The following is a 15,941-nucleotide window of genomic DNA, read 5'->3' on the forward strand; positions in this document are numbered from 1 at the left end:
CTCGAACTCACCTTTCGGACCAGGTACCAATTAGCATATTGAGGAATCGCTCTGCAGCCGGCGACAAGGTCCCTCCGCGACGCCTCACCACGCCTATTGTTCTTGAAATTGCCGGATTGCGTATCGGGCGGCTAATGAGAAAAGGGTGTTCCCCTTGGGGCGTTGCCATCTGCGGCAGCACAGATATGCCGAGCCCAGCTTCGACAAGACCGAGGGACGTCGAAAGGTGCGTTACTTCATAGAACCATCGAAGCTTAATGCTGGACTTCGCCAAAGCAGCATCGAGAAGTGTGCGGTTCGCACTTGACCGGTGAACCGTGATCAAATGGTAAGGTTCCAGGTCAGCCCACCCCACTTCCGCTTTCTCCGCAAGCGGATGATCTTTCCGCGCCGCGAGAACGAACGGATCTTCGACAAGACGCTCGAACGTCAAATCCGGATCGGACGTACCCATGATGTTGATGCCGAACTCCACCTCACCCCGCGCAACGGCCTGCAAGCCGTCGGTCGCAGGTAAATCAAGGATACGGAAGCGGATATTGGGATGTTCTTCATTGAACTGCCGGATGACCGTCGGCAGGAAGTAAAACGCAGCGGTCGGAAGGCAGGCAATCGTGACCAGACCGCCCCGATTGACGCCGACATCGCGGACAGCGAACAGCGAACCGTCGAATTCTTCCAACATGCGGCGAACGAGTGGAAGTAATTCCGTCCCCAATGCTGTCAAAGAGACGTGCCGTGTCGTCCGCTCTAGCAACGGAGCGCCGATTGCCATTTCCAGCTTCTGGATGCGCCGACTGAGCGCGGGCTGAGAGAGATTGAGCGCCTCGGCAGCCCGATGAAAACTCACCAGTTCCACGACACCCAGAAAGGCTCGCAGGTCAAGTATCTCACAATTGATGTTCATAACACATCAATCCTCCGAATCTTCGCATTTCACATATCAATCACTTTACCGCAAAGTGCAAGAAATCGACAGATTGATCTGTCAGGCGCATGAATAAAAGAGCGGCAAATCATGAATGACCTCATTCGTATACCCTGTGTCTTGATGAGAGGTGGTACGTCCAAAGGCCCGTTTTTCCTGGCGTCGGACCTCCCTTCAGATCCGCGCCAGCGCAACCAGATTCTGTTATCCATAATGGGTTCCGGTCATCCGCTACAAATCGACGGCATCGGCGGTGGCAATCCCGTCACGAGCAAAGTTGCCATTGTTGGACCGGCGACTGTATTGGGGGCGGATGTCGATTATCTCTTTGCCCAGGTGCGCATCGATCAGCAAATGGTCGACACATCGCCCAATTGCGGCAACATGCTCGCCGCTGTCGGTCCCTTCGCTATCGAAGCCGGCCTCGTCAAGGTAACGGGACCGGTGACGCGGGTGCGGATATACAATGTGAATACGGGCAAGCTTATCGAGGCGGAGGTTCCAACGCCAGAGGGCCAGGTCGCCTATCTTGGCGATGCCTCGATTGACGGCGTTCCCGGCCACGCCGCGCCGATCGCCTTGACATTCATGGATGCCGCCGGTGCTCGTACTGGCAGGCTCTTCCCCACCGGACAGCCTCGCGAGACGATCGACGGCATAGAGGTGACCTGTATCGATTGCGCCATGCCAATGATGATCCTTGAGGCCGGGGCCATCGGGGCAAGCGGTTATGAAACGGCGACGGAGCTCAATGCAAACAGTGCTCTCCTCGAGCGGCTGGAAAAATTGAGGCTGCAGGCGGGCCAGCGTATGGGTATGGGCGACGTAACCACACAGGTTGCCCCGAAACCGGTACTGATCTCGAAGCCAAAAGCCGGCGGCGATCTGAATGTGCGCTATTTCATGCCGCATCAGTGCCATCCCTCTCTCGCCACGACAGGGGCCGTCGGTATTGCTACGGCCTGCATCACTGACAACACCGTTGCGTCCAGACTCATCGGCGGACGCAAGCCCCCCGTCGTTCTCGTTCTCGAACATCCAAGCGGACGCTTGGAGGTAAAGTTGGACTCCCGAGACGGCAAGACATGCGCAGGCATACTGCGTACAGCCCGCCGTCTGTTCGAGGGCCAGGTCTTTGCAAAACCTATCGCGCAAATGGTTTGCGCGGCATAATCAGAAGCGGTTGCCGGGAGGGCGCCGCACATCAGGGAGGAAATTCCATGCGTAAACTAATGCTCGCTCTCGCGGCTACTGTCGTATTCGCCGGATCGGCCTTTGCGGATCCCGTCAGAATCAGCGTCGGCTCTTACAATCTGAACAATTTGCCGTTCCCCGTAGCATCGGGCCTTGGTCTCTATGAAAAGGAAGGGCTCGAAGTCACCGTCGAGAATTTCGCCTCGGGCGGATCCAAGACCTTGCAGGCGCTTGTGGCAGGCTCCACAGACATAGCCGTCGGCTTCTACGATCATACGATCCAGATGCAGGCTCAAAGGAAGGACGTCGTGGGTATTGTGTTACTAGCGCGCAATTCCGGTCTTGTACTTGCAGGCGGCAAGAACTCAACATTTGACCCGGCAAAGCCTGAGACCATCAAGGGCGCGAAAATCGGCATTACCGCCCCGGGCTCCTCATCAGATTTCTTCGTTCGTTATTATTTGCAGCGCCACAAGCTTTCTGCGGATGATGTTTCGCTGATCGGCGTCGGCTCCGGTTCGGCGGCGGTTGCCGCCCTCGAACAGGGAAAAGTTGATCTGCTGGTCAATTATGATCCCGCCGCCACATTCATCGAGGCCAAGGGCGTTGGCAAGATCCTGATTGATGCGCGCAGCGATGCCGGCGCAAAGGAGATTTACGGCGGCATCTATCCGACCTCAGTTCTCTATGCCACGCAAGCCTATATTGATGAGCATCCGCAAACGATCCAGAAGGTCGTCAACGCGACAGTTGAGGCACTGGAATGGATGAACAGCAGTTCACCTGAGGAGATTGTTCAAAAACTACCCGAAGCCTTCATATCTGGTGACCGCGAAACTTACGTGAAGGCTGTCGCGAATGCCAAGCCGATCTTCTCCGTGGATGGGCGCTTCAACGAAGCCGAGGTTCAAACCCCGCTCGCTGTTCTGAGGAGTTTCAACGACAAGGTTGCCGCAACGGAAATCGATCTGAAGAAAACATACACCAATGCTTTCGTCGACAAAGCGCCGCGCAAAAGCACGAACTGAGGAGGAGGCCATGGCTCTGGCAGTGGTAAAACCGGTGGTGGAGGAAACCGCCCCGCAACAAAAGAAGGCGATGGTTTCCATCGACTCCGTGACAATGTCCTTCGGAACTTTTGTTGCGGTAGAGGGCGTCAATCTGACGGTGGCGGATGGAGAATTCCTTGCCATTGTCGGGCCGACGGGATGCGGCAAGAGTACGATACTGAACGCAATTGCCGGGCTTCTTAAACCGACCAGCGGCAGCGTCTCGATCGATGGCAATCGCGTCTCTGGTATTCAGAATGATATCGGTTACCTATTCCAACAGGATGCGCTGTTGCCGTGGAAAACGGCTATCGAGAATGTTGAACTTGGCCTGCTGTTTCGGGGCGTAAGCACATTGGAACGTCGTGAACGATCGATGGCGTGGCTCGCCAAAGTGGGTCTCAAGGGATTCGAACAGCGATACCCCCATCAGCTTTCAGGCGGTCAGCGAAAGCGTGTCCAGATGGCCCAGGCATTGATCAGCGGTCCAAAGGTCATTTTGATGGATGAACCGTTTTCGGCACTCGATATCCATACTCGCCATCTGATGCAGAACGAGCTTTTGCGCTTATGGCAGGAGGAACGCAGGGCCGTGGTCATGATTACGCATGATCTGGAGGAAGCGATTGCCCTCGGCGACCGGGTGGCTGTGTTGGCTGCCGGACCGCGCAGCCGGGTTATCAACAGCTTCCCCGTCGATCTTGAGCGTCCCCGCGACGTCGCCGAAATCAAACTGGATCCGCGCTTCATGGATCTATATCGCAATATCTGGGCGTCGCTGCGCGGCGAAGTGGAGAAGAGCTATGAACGTCGCGACTGAACGATTTATCCAACTGGGTTTGCTTGTTGTCATCCTTGGCGGATGGCAGCTCGGGGTATCCGTTGGCATCATCGATGTTTTCTTTTTCCCTGCGCCTATGGACATCTTCAACCAGATCATCAGTTGGGTCATTGATCCCACTTTCTATCGCCATGTGACGATCACGCTGACGGAAACCGTTCTGGGCTATGTTATCGGAACGGGTCTAGGCGTCGCTGCTGGCGTCTGGCTTGGTCTTAGCCGTAGTGCCGCTCGCATTCTTGACCCCTTTATCAAGGGCTTGAACGCCATCCCGCGCGTCGTGCTTGCTCCGATCTTCGTGCTTTGGCTCGGTCTTGGCCTGTGGTCGAAAGTTGCGCTCGCTGTGACGCTCGTTTTCTTCATTACATTCTTCAACGCGATGCAGGGTGTGCGTGAAGTCAACCCGGTGGTGCTGGCAAACGCCCGTATTCTTGGCGCCAAGCGGTCCGAGCTCTTGCGCCACGTCTATTTCCCGGCAGCGGCAAGTTGGATTCTTTCTTCTTTGCGCACCTCTGTCGGCTTTGCAGTGGTCGGTGCGATTATCGGCGAATATCTTGGCGCGTCGGCGGGCCTTGGCTACCTGATCGCCCAGGCAGAAGGCAATTTCGATGCCGTCGGCGTCTTCGCCGGTATCATCATCCTGGCAGTGTTCGTTCTCGTGATCGACCGAATACTGGATGTGGTGGAAAATCGCCTGATTAAATGGCGGCCAAATGCCTCGGAGGAACGGGCGGCTTAATTGGAATAGACGATGCAGGCTTTAAACGGTGGCCGCCACATGAAGCGGCCACCTGTACAAATTTATATTCAGTCAACAACTGTTCGTTTGAAAATGCCGATAATAGCAGATTCTTCGGTTTCTGATTGGTGCCCAAAAGTCTACAATTTTAGCTAACACACTGATAAGCCTTAGTACGGCTCTCAAGGGAACGGTCGGTTTCAGGGTCAAGTGGTGATCCTAACTCTGGCAGAGCATCGGCACGCACAGATTCTAATCCTTGCGTCTCCAAATAAACACCAAAGCCACCATGACCAGTATTATAATCGCAAGAATAAGCAGCAAGAAAAGTTGAACCTCTGTCATGTGAATTCACTTTCGCAGTGAGCCTGCCCTTTGTCCTTATGTCGCCGCTTCACTGGCCATTACCCACACTACCGTTTTTTCTTTGCCCACTTCAACTTTGTTCTGAACGACAGTGAGCTGGGCGTTGCCAGCGTCTCGCTAACCGCACCTCATGGTCCAGAGGCTCGCACCGGCAGCGACGTCCGATACGAGCGCGCAACCACATCTGCGCACGTATGCGATTGAACCTTTTCGCTCCTTCAAACGTTGCGACTTGCAGTCCAAAGAAATTTTCGAGCGCGAGCTTGGAAAATGTTATAAAGTAGGGAGCTCCAAAGTGGAGAGGAAGTTATAGAATTAAATAAAATTGTAACGAATGCGTGAGTATGAGTAAAAATGCGTTATCATCTGGCAGCAGGTGATACAAGTACTTCTTGCGGTTTTTACTCCAGTAAACTTCAGCAATAATTACATAGATTTAGACCATTGTAACTCTTACTTGCTATTTGGATTGAAATGATGGATATTGTCTCCCTGACTGCCATTTGTATTTACACTAGGTCTCTTAGAAGGTAGGGAGAACAGAATGGCCACACTGGTAACGAAACTTACTGTGTTACTGTCATGCTCGGTCATCGTAGCAGCACTTACTGGTCCGTCGTTTGCCGAGGGTGGCATTTCAATCGGTGGCTCGCGCAATGGCGGCCTTGGTCTCGGGGTCGGTGCAGACCTGGGCGGCGTTAAGGCTGGTGCTGATGCCTCGATCGGTGGATCCAAGGGGACTGCGGTCGGTGCTGGAGCGAATGTCGGCGGGAGGAGTGGTGTTTCCGCTGGTTTGGGCGCTGGCGTCAATGACGGCGTTAGGGCGGGCGGAGGCTTAAATGTTGGCGGCGCAAGCGGCGTAAGCGCAGGAGCGGGCGCCGCGATCGGCGGTAGCCGAAGCGGCATTGGTGCCGGGGCCGGGGTTGGCGTCGGCAATACGTTGGGTGCAGGCGCTGGCGTTGGCATCGGCAATGCCGTCATCAATCCTGGCAGTGGTACTAATCCCGGCAGCGGAACCAGCCCCGGCATTTCGGGGGTGACCAATCCGGGTACGGCTGTCAATCCTGCGACCCCTGGATTGAATCCCGGTGTGATATCGGCCCGACTGGCCAGCTTGAGTGCAGCCGAGCGCGCGACGATGAAAGTGCGCTGCCGCGATGTGTCGGCAAATGCGATGAGCTATGACAGCGGGCTTGTATCGCTTTGCAAGATGTTGCGCGGTATCTGATCACTCAGGCCAATCAACGGGTTCAGGGTGGCCTCTTTGGAGGCCACTTTTTATTGAGCCACTGCCCGGCGGGCTGCGTCTTCGGAATGCGGCTGCGCCAGATCGAGGGGTTTATGAGCTCGGTGCTTGATCTCATGGGACTTGACCTGCCAGTTCCCGATCATACGACATTGAGCCGCCGGGCACGGACGTGGGAGTTGCCAGCCAGACGAAACCGGCCTCTGCCGGACGGCCCGCTGCATGTGCTGGTCGACAGCACGGGATTGAAAGTCTACGGCGCCGGACAGTGGCTGGAGGAGAAACATGGCGCCAGATCACGCCGCAACTGGCGCAAACTCCATCTGGCAGTGGATGCCAATCGTGGCGAAATCATTGCTCATAGACTGACAGACCAGAACACGGATGATCCTTCACAGATGGAGCCTATGATGGAAAGCCGGCCTATCAGACGATTCTGCGGCATAGCAGCACCGTGATCGTCGTTATTCCACCCCGTTCGACGGCAGTGGAAAGCGGTGACACTGGACCACCCGGTCAACGGGACAAGCACATCGCGGCGATCGCAAGAAATGGTCGGCTGAAATGGCAGGCGGCCACTGGTTATGGCAAGCGTGCTCTGATCGAAACCGCCATCGGACGATACAAGGGACTGATCGGATCGCGCTTGCGGGCTCGTTCGTTCGCCGCTCAGCAGACCGAAGTTGCCATCGGTTGCATCGTTCTCAACCGCATGCTGGCGTGTGGACGCCCGGAGTCTGTCCGGCATCAAGTCAGGCAGGCATAACCGACAACATCAAAAGCCGAAATGCGTTCGATTTCATATCCGCGCACCAACGCCGCGTGGCGTTGATCTTCTTTTGAATGTCGGCGATCACCTCGGAATGGATCGGGCATACATCGGTGCAACTCGCGAAGATGAAATAGAGCACCACGACCTTGTCGGAAAAATCGGAAAGACGAATCGTCTTGCCATTTGCGTCAGCCAGCTCGAAGGGCGGCGCGGCCGGCTCGTCGATCACCTGGAAGAACTTCTCCTCGCTGCCCATGAGCGTGTCGAGATCAGCGCCCGGATGGTGAGCCAGGGCGTGCGAGACGAGGAGCAGCAAGGGGAAAAGCGTGAGAAGAAATGGGTTGGCTTTCATAGGACGAATCTTTCTGACTGAAGGGACTGAGAGGCGCACGATCACTATCACTGCGTCTTCTCCCGCTCCCGGCGGCTCATTTCCGCCTGATACTGCCGCTCCCGCTCCGGCCAAGTGCTCTTTATGAAGGCGAGCACGGCCCGGATCTCGTCGTCGCTCATGACATTCCCGAAGCCCGGCATATCGCTTTGGTAACCCCGGCCAACGACCGCCGCCGGCCCTTCTTTGGTGATGCGGAAGAGCACGCCGTCCGGATGATGCCAAGTGTGGCCGGATGCGTCGTGCGGCGGCGCCGGCATCCGGCCCGAAGGCAGCAGCCTCTTCCAGTTGGGCTGCCCTTCGAGCCTGGCACCGTGACAGGAGGCGCAGCGCTTGGCATAAAGCGTCTTGCCGAGTGCGATTGTGGCGGCAGAGGCGTCGCCGCCCGCTGTCTCGCTGGCAAGCCAGGGCCATGCCAATGCCAGTCCCAAACCCGCCGCGGCAATCCCGAGCATCGAGAAGAGGACAGACGTTCTCCTCATTTGCCGCCGCCGAAGTACAGGTACTTGACGAGCGCCGCCGCCCCAAGAGCCAGCACGACTACGACAAGCAGCCACACCAGACCCATGCCGAACATCATTGTGCCGCTCATGCCTTCCATCATCGGACGGGTTCCTATTCCTTGGCGTAGACGCCGCCGACGCCGCCGGATTTCTTGATTTCCAGCATCTCGAACGGTCCTTCCTTCGTGCCGCTCATGCCGGGCGAACCCATGGGCATGCCGGGCAGCGTCACGCCCTTGATGTCAGGCCGTTCGGTCAAGAGCTTGTTGACCGTGCCGATCGGTACGTGGCCGCTCACCACATAGCCGTCGATCATGGACAGGTGGCAGCCCTGGACGTCGTCCGGAATACCGGCCGCGCGGCTCATGGCTGTGAGATCATGTGTCGGCCTGACGGTCACGTTAAACCCGTTTTTGCGCAAATAGTCGGCATGGCCCTCGCAGCAGCCGCATTCCGGGCTCTTGTAGAGGGTGGCGTCCTTTTTCGCCGGCTAGCGCCGGTGAGGCGGCCGATAGGGCCGAGACGAGGACGAGGGCTTTCACAATAATGGACATTAGGTTCTCCTTTCAGATTGTTGGCCGGTCAGGCGACGCGGAAGACAGCCATCATGCCGCCGGCCTGGTGTTCGAGAATGTGGCAGTGGAACATCCAGTCGCCGGGATTGTCGGCGACGAAAGCGATCTCGACCTTCTCGCGCGGCGAAATCAGCACCGTGTCCTGCCATTCGCGATGAAGGGTGCGTTTGCCGTTACGGGAAATTACCCGGAACGAATGACCATGCAGATGGATCGGATGATACCACGCAGTCGCGTTGGTCATGGCGATGACGTGGCTCTTGTCCTTTTCGAACGTCAGCATCGGCTTCATGTCGTGGCTGGCCCCGTCGGCGGCGACACCGTTGATGAACCAGGCGGCACTGGAGTTCATCATCCGCATCATCCCTCCCATCATCGAATTCATATCGCCCATCATGCCGCCCCGCGCGCCCAGACTTTCACCCATCTCCCGCGCGACCATTTCGCCCATCATGCCGCCGTTGAAGACGACCTCGTTGCGGGACGCGGCTTCGGGGTCGGGTTCCGGCAGCGGATTTGCAGGCAGGGCGAGCGGCCAGTCGGGTGCGCGCTCCCTCAGTGGCGTGCCGTCATAGACAAGATCGACGAGCCGGTATTCCAGCCTTTCATAGAACCGATCCGTGACCGAAGCTCGGCTGCCGGCATTGCCCGTCATGTCGATGATCAGGTCGACACGCATCGCCGGTCCAAGCACCACCAGCCCTTTGTCCGGCGCATGCGGCGTGACCGGTTGGCCGTCGAGCGCGATCACGATCGGCTCGTGCCCCGCGAAGTCGAGGCTGAAGATGCGGGCGTTGGCGGCGTTGATCAGCCGCAGGCGGATGCGCTCGCCCTTCCTGACGGCAAAACCGTCCGGCACGCGGCCGTTGATGGTCACCGTGTTGCCGACGCGCCCATTGTGGTGGATGTCGTGCCGGTTGCCGAAATCCTCGCTGATTGCGCCCGATTTCGTGAGCCGCCAGTCACCGAGCATCCAGGTCACGTCGCGGTCGGCGCGCACCGATTGCGGCTCCTCGACGATCAGCGGGCCATAAAGCCCGCGGCCGACCTGCTCGGAACTCCTTTGGTGCGGGTGATACCAGAAGGTGCCGGCGTCGACCGCGTCGAATTCGTAGAGGAAACGTTCGCCTGCCCCAATCGGCGTCTGGGTTAGATGCGGCACGCCGTCCATCGCGTTTGGAACTCGCACGCCGTGCCAGTGGATAGTGGTTTCTTCGGCAAGGGCGTTGTCAACCGCGACGCGCAGGCGCTCGCCTTGGCGGAGGCGGATCGGGCAGACCGCTGCGGCCGGCTATTTCTTCTGCCGGTGAAGCTGCAACATCGGCCGCCATAACGGCAAGCTCAAATCCTGCGGCTGCCGGAATTGCGGCGAAGTATTTACTCGTCTTGAGTGAGATCAGCTTCTGTTCGTTCTTGTCATACTCACCTTTCAGGCTGTGTGTAGTATCCCATGAAATAATCGCCCATAATTGGTTGATTGTTCGTCACCAACAACACGATCAGGACGATAAATAACCCAACAACCGGGAAGAGTTCGCATCAGCTGGCCGCTTGCAAGCTCCCTAGTGAGATAGATGTATTGAATAACCATGTGCCAAAAAATGCCCAATTCCCAGTGATCAGTGCAGGAAGATAACTCCGAAAGGCGGGCGCCGATGAAAAATTTTGAACTTGAAGAGCGGCGGTGTCTTGTCCTTGGAGCAAGCGGCGTGCTTGGAATAAATCTTTGCAATGCATTGGTCGCGTGTGGGGCAACGGTGACAGCCTATGGACGCACCCTATCGCCCCGGGGCTCGCTTCATCAGGACGTGGAATGGATCTCGGGGCTATTCGACGACGTTCGGACCTTGAGGCACGCCGTAAGGGGGCAAGAATTTGTCTTTCATTTAATCAGCGCTACGATTCCGGAAGACTCTAACCGGGACCCTGCTGCAGATTTAGCGGCGAATGTTCTTTCCACGGTGCGGTTGCTTGAAGTCTGTTGCGAGGAAGGAGTCAAGAAGGTTGTTTTCTCCTCCTCTGGTGGAACTGTCTACGGTATTCCCTCGCAGGTCCCAATCCCCGAGTCGTCGCCAACCGAGCCAATCTCCGGCTACGGTATCAGCAAACTTGCGATTGAGAAATATCTAGCCCTGTTTCATCGGCTGTATGGTCTCGAATATCATATCTGCCGTATCTCGAATATATATGGGCCTTTCCAACGAGGGAACCGGAGGCAAGGACTTGTTGCGACAACAATCCGTCGTGCCCTGTTGCAGGAACGTGTAGAGATATGGGGAGACGGTCAGGTTATACGCGATTTTGTCTACGTGGACGATGTTGTGGCGGCAATGCTTTATGGTTGCTTTTATCATGGCTCATACAGGGTCATGAACGTTGGATCCGGAATAGGTCTGACTGTAAACCAGGTGGTTCATGACATAGAGTTGGTGTTAAACGAGGGGGCGATTGAAAGATTACATCATCCAGGCCGCACGGTGGATGTTCCGAGGAATATCCTCGACATATCGTTGATTCAGAGTGAAACACCATGGCGACCAATGGTTAACTGGCATGAAGGTCTGCGTCGAAGCATCAAGTGGATGAGAGCAGGTAGCATTGCGTCAAATCTAAATACCGCGCGCGATAGCTGCAAACAGTCCCAAGACGTTCCACAACTCAAGAATTGGACGCTTTAAGTATGTTTGAATGGTCTATCCGCATTGGCGTGGAAGCCAAAACTTGAAACGCGCCGTTGCCGATACCCGGGTTGCTGTTATTATTCCAGCTTACGGTCAGCCTTGGCTTACCTGTGAAACACTGCATACCGCACTGAATCAGATAGCCGATTTCAATTATTCCATCGTCATCGTCAACGACGGGTGTCCAACAACGGAAACACACGATGTGTGTCAGACCTTCGCCTCCGGTTTTCCGGAGCGTGTCTTTTACCTATCGAAGAGCAATGGGGGCCTTAGCTCAGCCCGCAACTGCGGAATAGAGTTTGCGCTTGCAGCGTTTTCGCAGCTGGAGGCCGTTTATTTTCTCGACTGCGACAACCGGATCGGCCCTCATCTTCTTCAGCGTCTCCTTAGCGCACTGCGCTCGTCCGGCCCGGAAGTCGGATGGGCATATCCGGATGTGAGCAAGTTCGGTTTTGCAGAACATGCGGATACATCCGGTCCCTATTCGCCATTGGAGCATTTGTTTCGCAATTTTTGCGAGGCCGGCAGCATGGTTTCGCGCCGAATGCTGGACGCCGGAATCCGTTTTGATGCCGAAATGCGTCAAGGCGTCGAGGATTGGGAATTTTGGCTTCAAGGCATGGAAAAAGGGTTTCGAGGCGTCCATGTTGCAGATACGGGTTTTGCCTATCGAAGGCGCGGCGAAAGCATGCTGGTTGCTGCAGAACGGGACTTCGATTCAATTAAGCGTTATATCCGCCACCGTCATCCGCGGCTCTACAATCCGCGCAATGTTCTCGCCTTGGAGGCGGATGCTCGATCTCGCTACGCAGTGTATCATCCCGACACCGACAGTGTGAGCTGCTTCACTGTTGCTGATCATATAGAGAAACTGACACGTAAAGAATTTATCATACGCCTCCTTCAGGCGGGCCAGCGGCCCGCGTACGGCTCATGCCCAGGCCAATTGATCGCCATGAACTGTTCTCTTTTCGACGCATTTCTGGCGAATGGCCAGCTCGTGGGTGTCCTGTGGACGCTGGAGTGCGCGCTGTCGCGATCCACTTTTGTCGCATGTTCGGTCCGGCACCGCATCGCAACCAAGCCTTCCATTTGTTGGACCAAGGGAATAGACACCGACAAAGATCGGTCGCCTGGTGCTTGGCGCGAGGCGATCTTGGCCATCGAGTGTTCCGAACTTGTTCGTTATGCGCTCTCGGGAGCGACAGATATCCGTGACAGCGGGACACCGAGCGGAAAACAGCATCACTATCTGCCGTTGCATATTGAATATTCCGGCGCGGCGATTCCTGATCAGGTTGATCAGAGCCACGACAGTCTCCAAACATTGTGCCGCGGAATCGTCGAAGTGGCAGAGTTGGCGCGGCACGGGCTGTGGGATGCGCTTCCCCTAGACCGCTACCGCGCTCAAACTGCATTGCCGCGCCATGTATATCCAGAACTATTCAATCTGCCGTCAGTTCTTCCTTCCGGTGTAGAGCAAGGGAAACGATATGCAGCCTTAATCTTGAACTCGACAGGTGCTGAGAAATTGACCGCTGCCCAACAACTCGCACAAGCTCTCCATTTCGAGGGGTTTATTGTGCACCTTTTCCTTTTCGCGCCAGCTTGTCCCGAGATTGCCGCTCGATCTGCGTTTTCGCAGATTATTACGATGCCTCTACCGCACCTCTTGTCCGGAGTGAAATCTGATACTTATCAGGCTGGCTTGATGTCGAGACTGGAGCCAAGGCATATGAACGAAGCCATTGGTGCCCTCGCAACTTATGATCGAGTGGTAAGTGTGGACGGTGGCCTATCGCATTCGTTGATGGGTTCACTTAGGCGATTGAAAGTGGAGACCTGGGCGTTGCTCGGATGTTGTACTGGCAAAGTGACGAGCGCCGAGATCAATGCGTGCTCGGCCTTCGAACAAGCCTATAGTGCCGTTATCCTTCCCGATATCGAAACGGCACACCTCTGTAGGGCATTCGGGATTCCGGAAGCACGACTGCGCCTCTGGTCAGACGTCATTAACTCAGCCGATGAGTTCATCACAGCGGACATATCCTGATGCTGCGCGCGCCGACCCATATGTTATCAAAACTCCATGATGGCAATCCGAAGATAATCATTCTCACGCTGGATTCCGCGCAACCGGATTACGAACTTCCTTTGGATCAGTACGTATTTCAGCTGGTCGACGATGATCATTTCATTTTAGTCCAGGCTGAAGAAGTTGGTCATCCCAAAGAGGACATTCATTCGTTCGATTTGCCGCCGTCAAATGTGTGGGCGTTTTGGGCGCCTGGTTCCGTAAAAGACACATCTCTGGACGCGCTGAAGACTTGGTACGTAAACACCGGTGGCAAAGATTTGGACGCTCCAATTGTGAAGGGAAGTCAGAAGGCAGTAATGGAACTGCTCCTCGCCCGGTCATTGCGGGAAGCACAAAGGCTGGGCAACATGAACCTTGCCTTGATGCGAGATCTGGCAGTTCTGCGTGAAAGCTGGCTCAATCACGTCAGGATCCCGGCAGAGATCGAGGAACTCCTTACAAATCTACGCCTCGCTTCGCCGCGACTGATCTTTAGCAACGCTGACACTCCGGACAACGTCTCGATATCGATCGAATCGCGCATCATCCAGCCATTGCCTATCGGTGCGCGCGGGCTGCTTGGATTTGACCTCAATGTTATCGATGTGGGTACTGGCCGCGGGAACCTATTCGCACAACTCCTGGCACGAGACACTGGCGCAGTGTTGGCAAAAGGGCAAATAGCGTTTGACGCCCTTTGTCCCGGTTGGATTCCATTTCGTTTGCAGAGTGCATCTGCGGCATCGTCGCATTCACTGGAACTTCATATTTGGACTGAAAGCGAATCCGGGGCCACGGCGCCACAAATTGCAGCGACGCCAGCGGGTCTTCTGTCCCGCTTTAGTTTTGATTCTCAAGCGAATGCTGGGCGAAGTTCCCAACTGCTAGCCCAAATGCTGGCACTAAAACTATGGGGTGGTCTGCCGGGCGTGGAGATATACAAGTTCGAAGGAGAACTTGTGAATGACCAATTGGCTGCGCTTGAAGTTCCGCTTCCAGATTCGCTTGTCGAGACGGTGCGATTGACGCGCGAATTGACAGCCCCCTATCCGGTATTCGGCTATATGGAGCGCGGAAAAGTGCTTCTGCGCCCTCTGAAGGCAATCCCCTCCGCCGCGGTCATACGATTACCTGCAACCCGTGGCCTTATCGAGATTTCCTGTGAGGTATTCATCGACGATCGGCGCTGTGAAACGCGCTATCTTGGTACTCGGGTTGTCGTGACCTCGAGAGGCGTAGAAGCGGATGCAGCTGAGAGAGGTGAAGGAGTCCTTGCGGCCGCTGACTGGGTCGAATTGACCGAACCACTGACTCCATCGAGATTGATTGTTCGCCTTCCAGACGTGCACAACGAACCTGTTGATGTACATCTTTTTACCCGTTTGCCAAAACCGGGGCCGGTACCACCCCATGGACGCATCGTATTCAGCCGATTTGTGGCCGAAGTTCACGCTGCATCGGCCTGGAACGCGTCCCCGATCATGCTGTGCGAGCCCTGACTGGTTATTTTCTATGACATGCTTCGGCTCTATCATCGCCTGCAAGCCATGGCGCAATGGAAGACTGTGAGCGGCCAGATTGCCTGAAAAGGGCGCGCTCGCGGTTTCGCACCCCCTATACTTCAAACAATGTGACAGCGCCCCTGACCGACTGTGGCAGACTCTCGCATCCAGGGATAGTGTCATCGCCTCGACGCTCTGATTTTCAGATAAGCAACTTAGCCGGGGATCACGGGATGGGCGTGAACTTCAGTTCGCTGATCGGAACAACTTTGTCTGTTCGCGTCATTTTGTATTCGGTGTTCTGGCCTAGCCACTTGTCCCAGATTCTGTTGATCTCGCCTGACTCATCGAGCGAATGCAAAGCTTCGTTGACCTTGGCGGTCAGTGCCGGTTGATCCTTGGCCATGCCAACGCCGATTGGCTGGAAGAGCATCGGATCCTGAATCATCCGCATCTTCTTGCCCCTGGTCTGAGACTCGTTGACGAACTTTGTCGTGGTCATCGTATTGGCCACCATGCCGCGAGCCTTACCCTGCTGAACGGCGAGATAGGCCGATGCTGTGTCCTGGAAAGTCAGTGGCTCGGACTTATTGAGCTTGATTGACATTTCCGACGTAGAACCCTTTGCGGATGCGATGCGCTGGTTGGTGAAATCAGCCTTTGTCTGGCCAGGATCGTCGGCAGGAACAATGAGCATTTCCTTGGCGAGGTAATACGGATCGCTGAACTGGATCTGATCGGCGCGGCTTTGGGTATAGGCAAGATTTGCCACCGTAATGTCGACGCGGCCGAGCTTGACCTCCGGGACGCGGGCCTCGACGGAGACCGGCTTTACCTCGGCCTTTACACCAAGCTGCTTGGCAATTGCATTGCAGAGATCAACGTCGAAGCCAGCCATTTCACGGGTCGCCGGATCCGGAGAGGCGAAAGGTGGCACATCGGCAAACGTCGCGCAGCGAAGCGTCTTGGCGGACATGATGTCGCCCAGCCGGTCCGCCTCAGCGGGAGCGATCGCGGCGGTCGCAGCAATAGCGAGACTGAGCACGATGCATTTCATGGTCATAGCTGTTCTCC

General features: G+C 56.0%; 14 protein-coding genes and 2 pseudogenes. 9 read left to right on the top strand and 7 right to left on the bottom strand.

The features are described 5' to 3' along the window. Positions 1 to 7 precede the first annotated feature (7 nt). On the bottom strand, positions 8 to 907 hold the full coding sequence (locus tag BLM14_RS23285; RefSeq protein ID WP_100002253.1) for a LysR family transcriptional regulator: 900 nt from the start codon (positions 905 to 907) through the stop codon (positions 8 to 10). Between the two features lie 111 nt (positions 908 to 1,018). On the opposite strand from BLM14_RS23285, the gene BLM14_RS23290 reads away from it, so the two are divergent. The 6 genes and pseudogenes from BLM14_RS23290 to BLM14_RS23315 all read left to right on the top strand — a co-directional run. Continuing rightward, positions 1,019 to 2,101 (top strand): 4-oxalomesaconate tautomerase, encoded by a 1,083-nt coding sequence (locus BLM14_RS23290; RefSeq protein ID WP_100002254.1) that lies wholly within the window; start codon positions 1,019 to 1,021, stop codon positions 2,099 to 2,101. Positions 2,102 to 2,148: 47 nt separating this feature from the next. Then, positions 2,149 to 3,150 carry an ABC transporter substrate-binding protein gene (locus BLM14_RS23295; protein WP_100002255.1) on the top strand — a complete coding sequence of 334 codons (1,002 nt, stop codon included), beginning with the start codon at positions 2,149 to 2,151 and terminating at the stop codon, positions 3,148 to 3,150. Positions 3,151 to 3,160: 10 nt separating this feature from the next. Continuing rightward, entirely contained in the window at positions 3,161 to 3,991 is an 831-nt protein-coding gene (locus BLM14_RS23300; protein WP_100002256.1) for an ABC transporter ATP-binding protein, read from the top strand. Beyond that, positions 3,975 to 4,751, top strand: coding sequence for an ABC transporter permease (locus BLM14_RS23305; RefSeq protein WP_100002257.1), 777 nt, complete (start codon positions 3,975 to 3,977; stop codon positions 4,749 to 4,751). The genes BLM14_RS23300 and BLM14_RS23305 overlap by 17 nt, the downstream gene beginning before the upstream one ends. Before the next feature lie 910 nt (positions 4,752 to 5,661). Then, complete coding sequence (locus BLM14_RS23310; RefSeq protein ID WP_100002258.1) at positions 5,662 to 6,345, top strand: hypothetical protein; 684 nt, start codon at positions 5,662 to 5,664, stop codon at positions 6,343 to 6,345. Positions 6,346 to 6,416: 71 nt separating this feature from the next. Further along, positions 6,417 to 7,129: pseudogene (locus BLM14_RS23315) on the top strand (IS5 family transposase); the annotation flags it as partial. Here the strand turns inward: BLM14_RS23315 and BLM14_RS23320 are convergent. From BLM14_RS23320 to BLM14_RS23335, 5 genes and pseudogenes are all read right to left on the bottom strand, one after another. Continuing rightward, entirely contained in the window at positions 7,116 to 7,532 is a 417-nt protein-coding gene (locus BLM14_RS23320; protein WP_237143660.1) for an SCO family protein, read from the bottom strand. The pseudogene BLM14_RS23315 and the gene BLM14_RS23320 sit on opposite strands and share 14 nt — an antisense overlap. A gap of 2 nt (positions 7,533 to 7,534) precedes the next feature. Next, the gene (locus tag BLM14_RS23325; protein WP_100002260.1) at positions 7,535 to 8,008 is read right to left on the bottom strand and encodes a c-type cytochrome; all 474 of its coding nucleotides are present in this window, start codon (positions 8,006 to 8,008) and stop codon (positions 7,535 to 7,537) included. Then, complete coding sequence (locus BLM14_RS32470) at positions 8,005 to 8,130, bottom strand: hypothetical protein (protein ID WP_257791439.1); 126 nt, start codon at positions 8,128 to 8,130, stop codon at positions 8,005 to 8,007. The genes BLM14_RS23325 and BLM14_RS32470 overlap by 4 nt, the downstream gene beginning before the upstream one ends. An 11-nt stretch (positions 8,131 to 8,141) precedes the next feature. Continuing rightward, the gene (locus tag BLM14_RS23330; RefSeq protein ID WP_237143661.1) at positions 8,142 to 8,429 is read right to left on the bottom strand and encodes a DUF411 domain-containing protein; all 288 of its coding nucleotides are present in this window, start codon (positions 8,427 to 8,429) and stop codon (positions 8,142 to 8,144) included. Between the two features lie 182 nt (positions 8,430 to 8,611). Beyond that, positions 8,612 to 10,037, bottom strand: a pseudogene (locus tag BLM14_RS23335) (multicopper oxidase family protein). 222 nt (positions 10,038 to 10,259) lie between these two features. Between BLM14_RS23335 and BLM14_RS23340 the strand changes: the two are divergent. Genes BLM14_RS23340 through BLM14_RS23350 form a run of 3 tightly spaced genes read left to right on the top strand, consistent with a single transcriptional unit; the run spans position 10,260 to position 14,864 of the window. Continuing rightward, entirely contained in the window at positions 10,260 to 11,282 is a 1,023-nt protein-coding gene (locus tag BLM14_RS23340) for an NAD-dependent epimerase/dehydratase family protein (RefSeq protein WP_100002263.1), read from the top strand. Between the two features lie 43 nt (positions 11,283 to 11,325). Next, positions 11,326 to 13,341 (top strand): glycosyltransferase family 2 protein, encoded by a 2,016-nt coding sequence (locus BLM14_RS23345; RefSeq protein WP_157929591.1) that lies wholly within the window; start codon positions 11,326 to 11,328, stop codon positions 13,339 to 13,341. Next, complete coding sequence (locus BLM14_RS23350; RefSeq protein WP_100002265.1) at positions 13,341 to 14,864, top strand: DUF6212 domain-containing protein; 1,524 nt, start codon at positions 13,341 to 13,343, stop codon at positions 14,862 to 14,864. The genes BLM14_RS23345 and BLM14_RS23350 overlap by 1 nt, the downstream gene beginning before the upstream one ends. A gap of 229 nt (positions 14,865 to 15,093) precedes the next feature. On the opposite strand, the gene BLM14_RS23355 is transcribed toward BLM14_RS23350, so the two are convergent. Beyond that, on the bottom strand, positions 15,094 to 15,930 hold the full coding sequence (locus BLM14_RS23355; RefSeq protein WP_100002266.1) for an ABC transporter substrate-binding protein: 837 nt from the start codon (positions 15,928 to 15,930) through the stop codon (positions 15,094 to 15,096). Positions 15,931 to 15,941 lie beyond the last annotated feature (11 nt).

This window comes from Phyllobacterium zundukense, from assembly GCF_002764115.1.
In the GTDB taxonomy this organism is placed as follows: domain Bacteria; phylum Pseudomonadota; class Alphaproteobacteria; order Rhizobiales; family Rhizobiaceae; genus Phyllobacterium; species Phyllobacterium zundukense.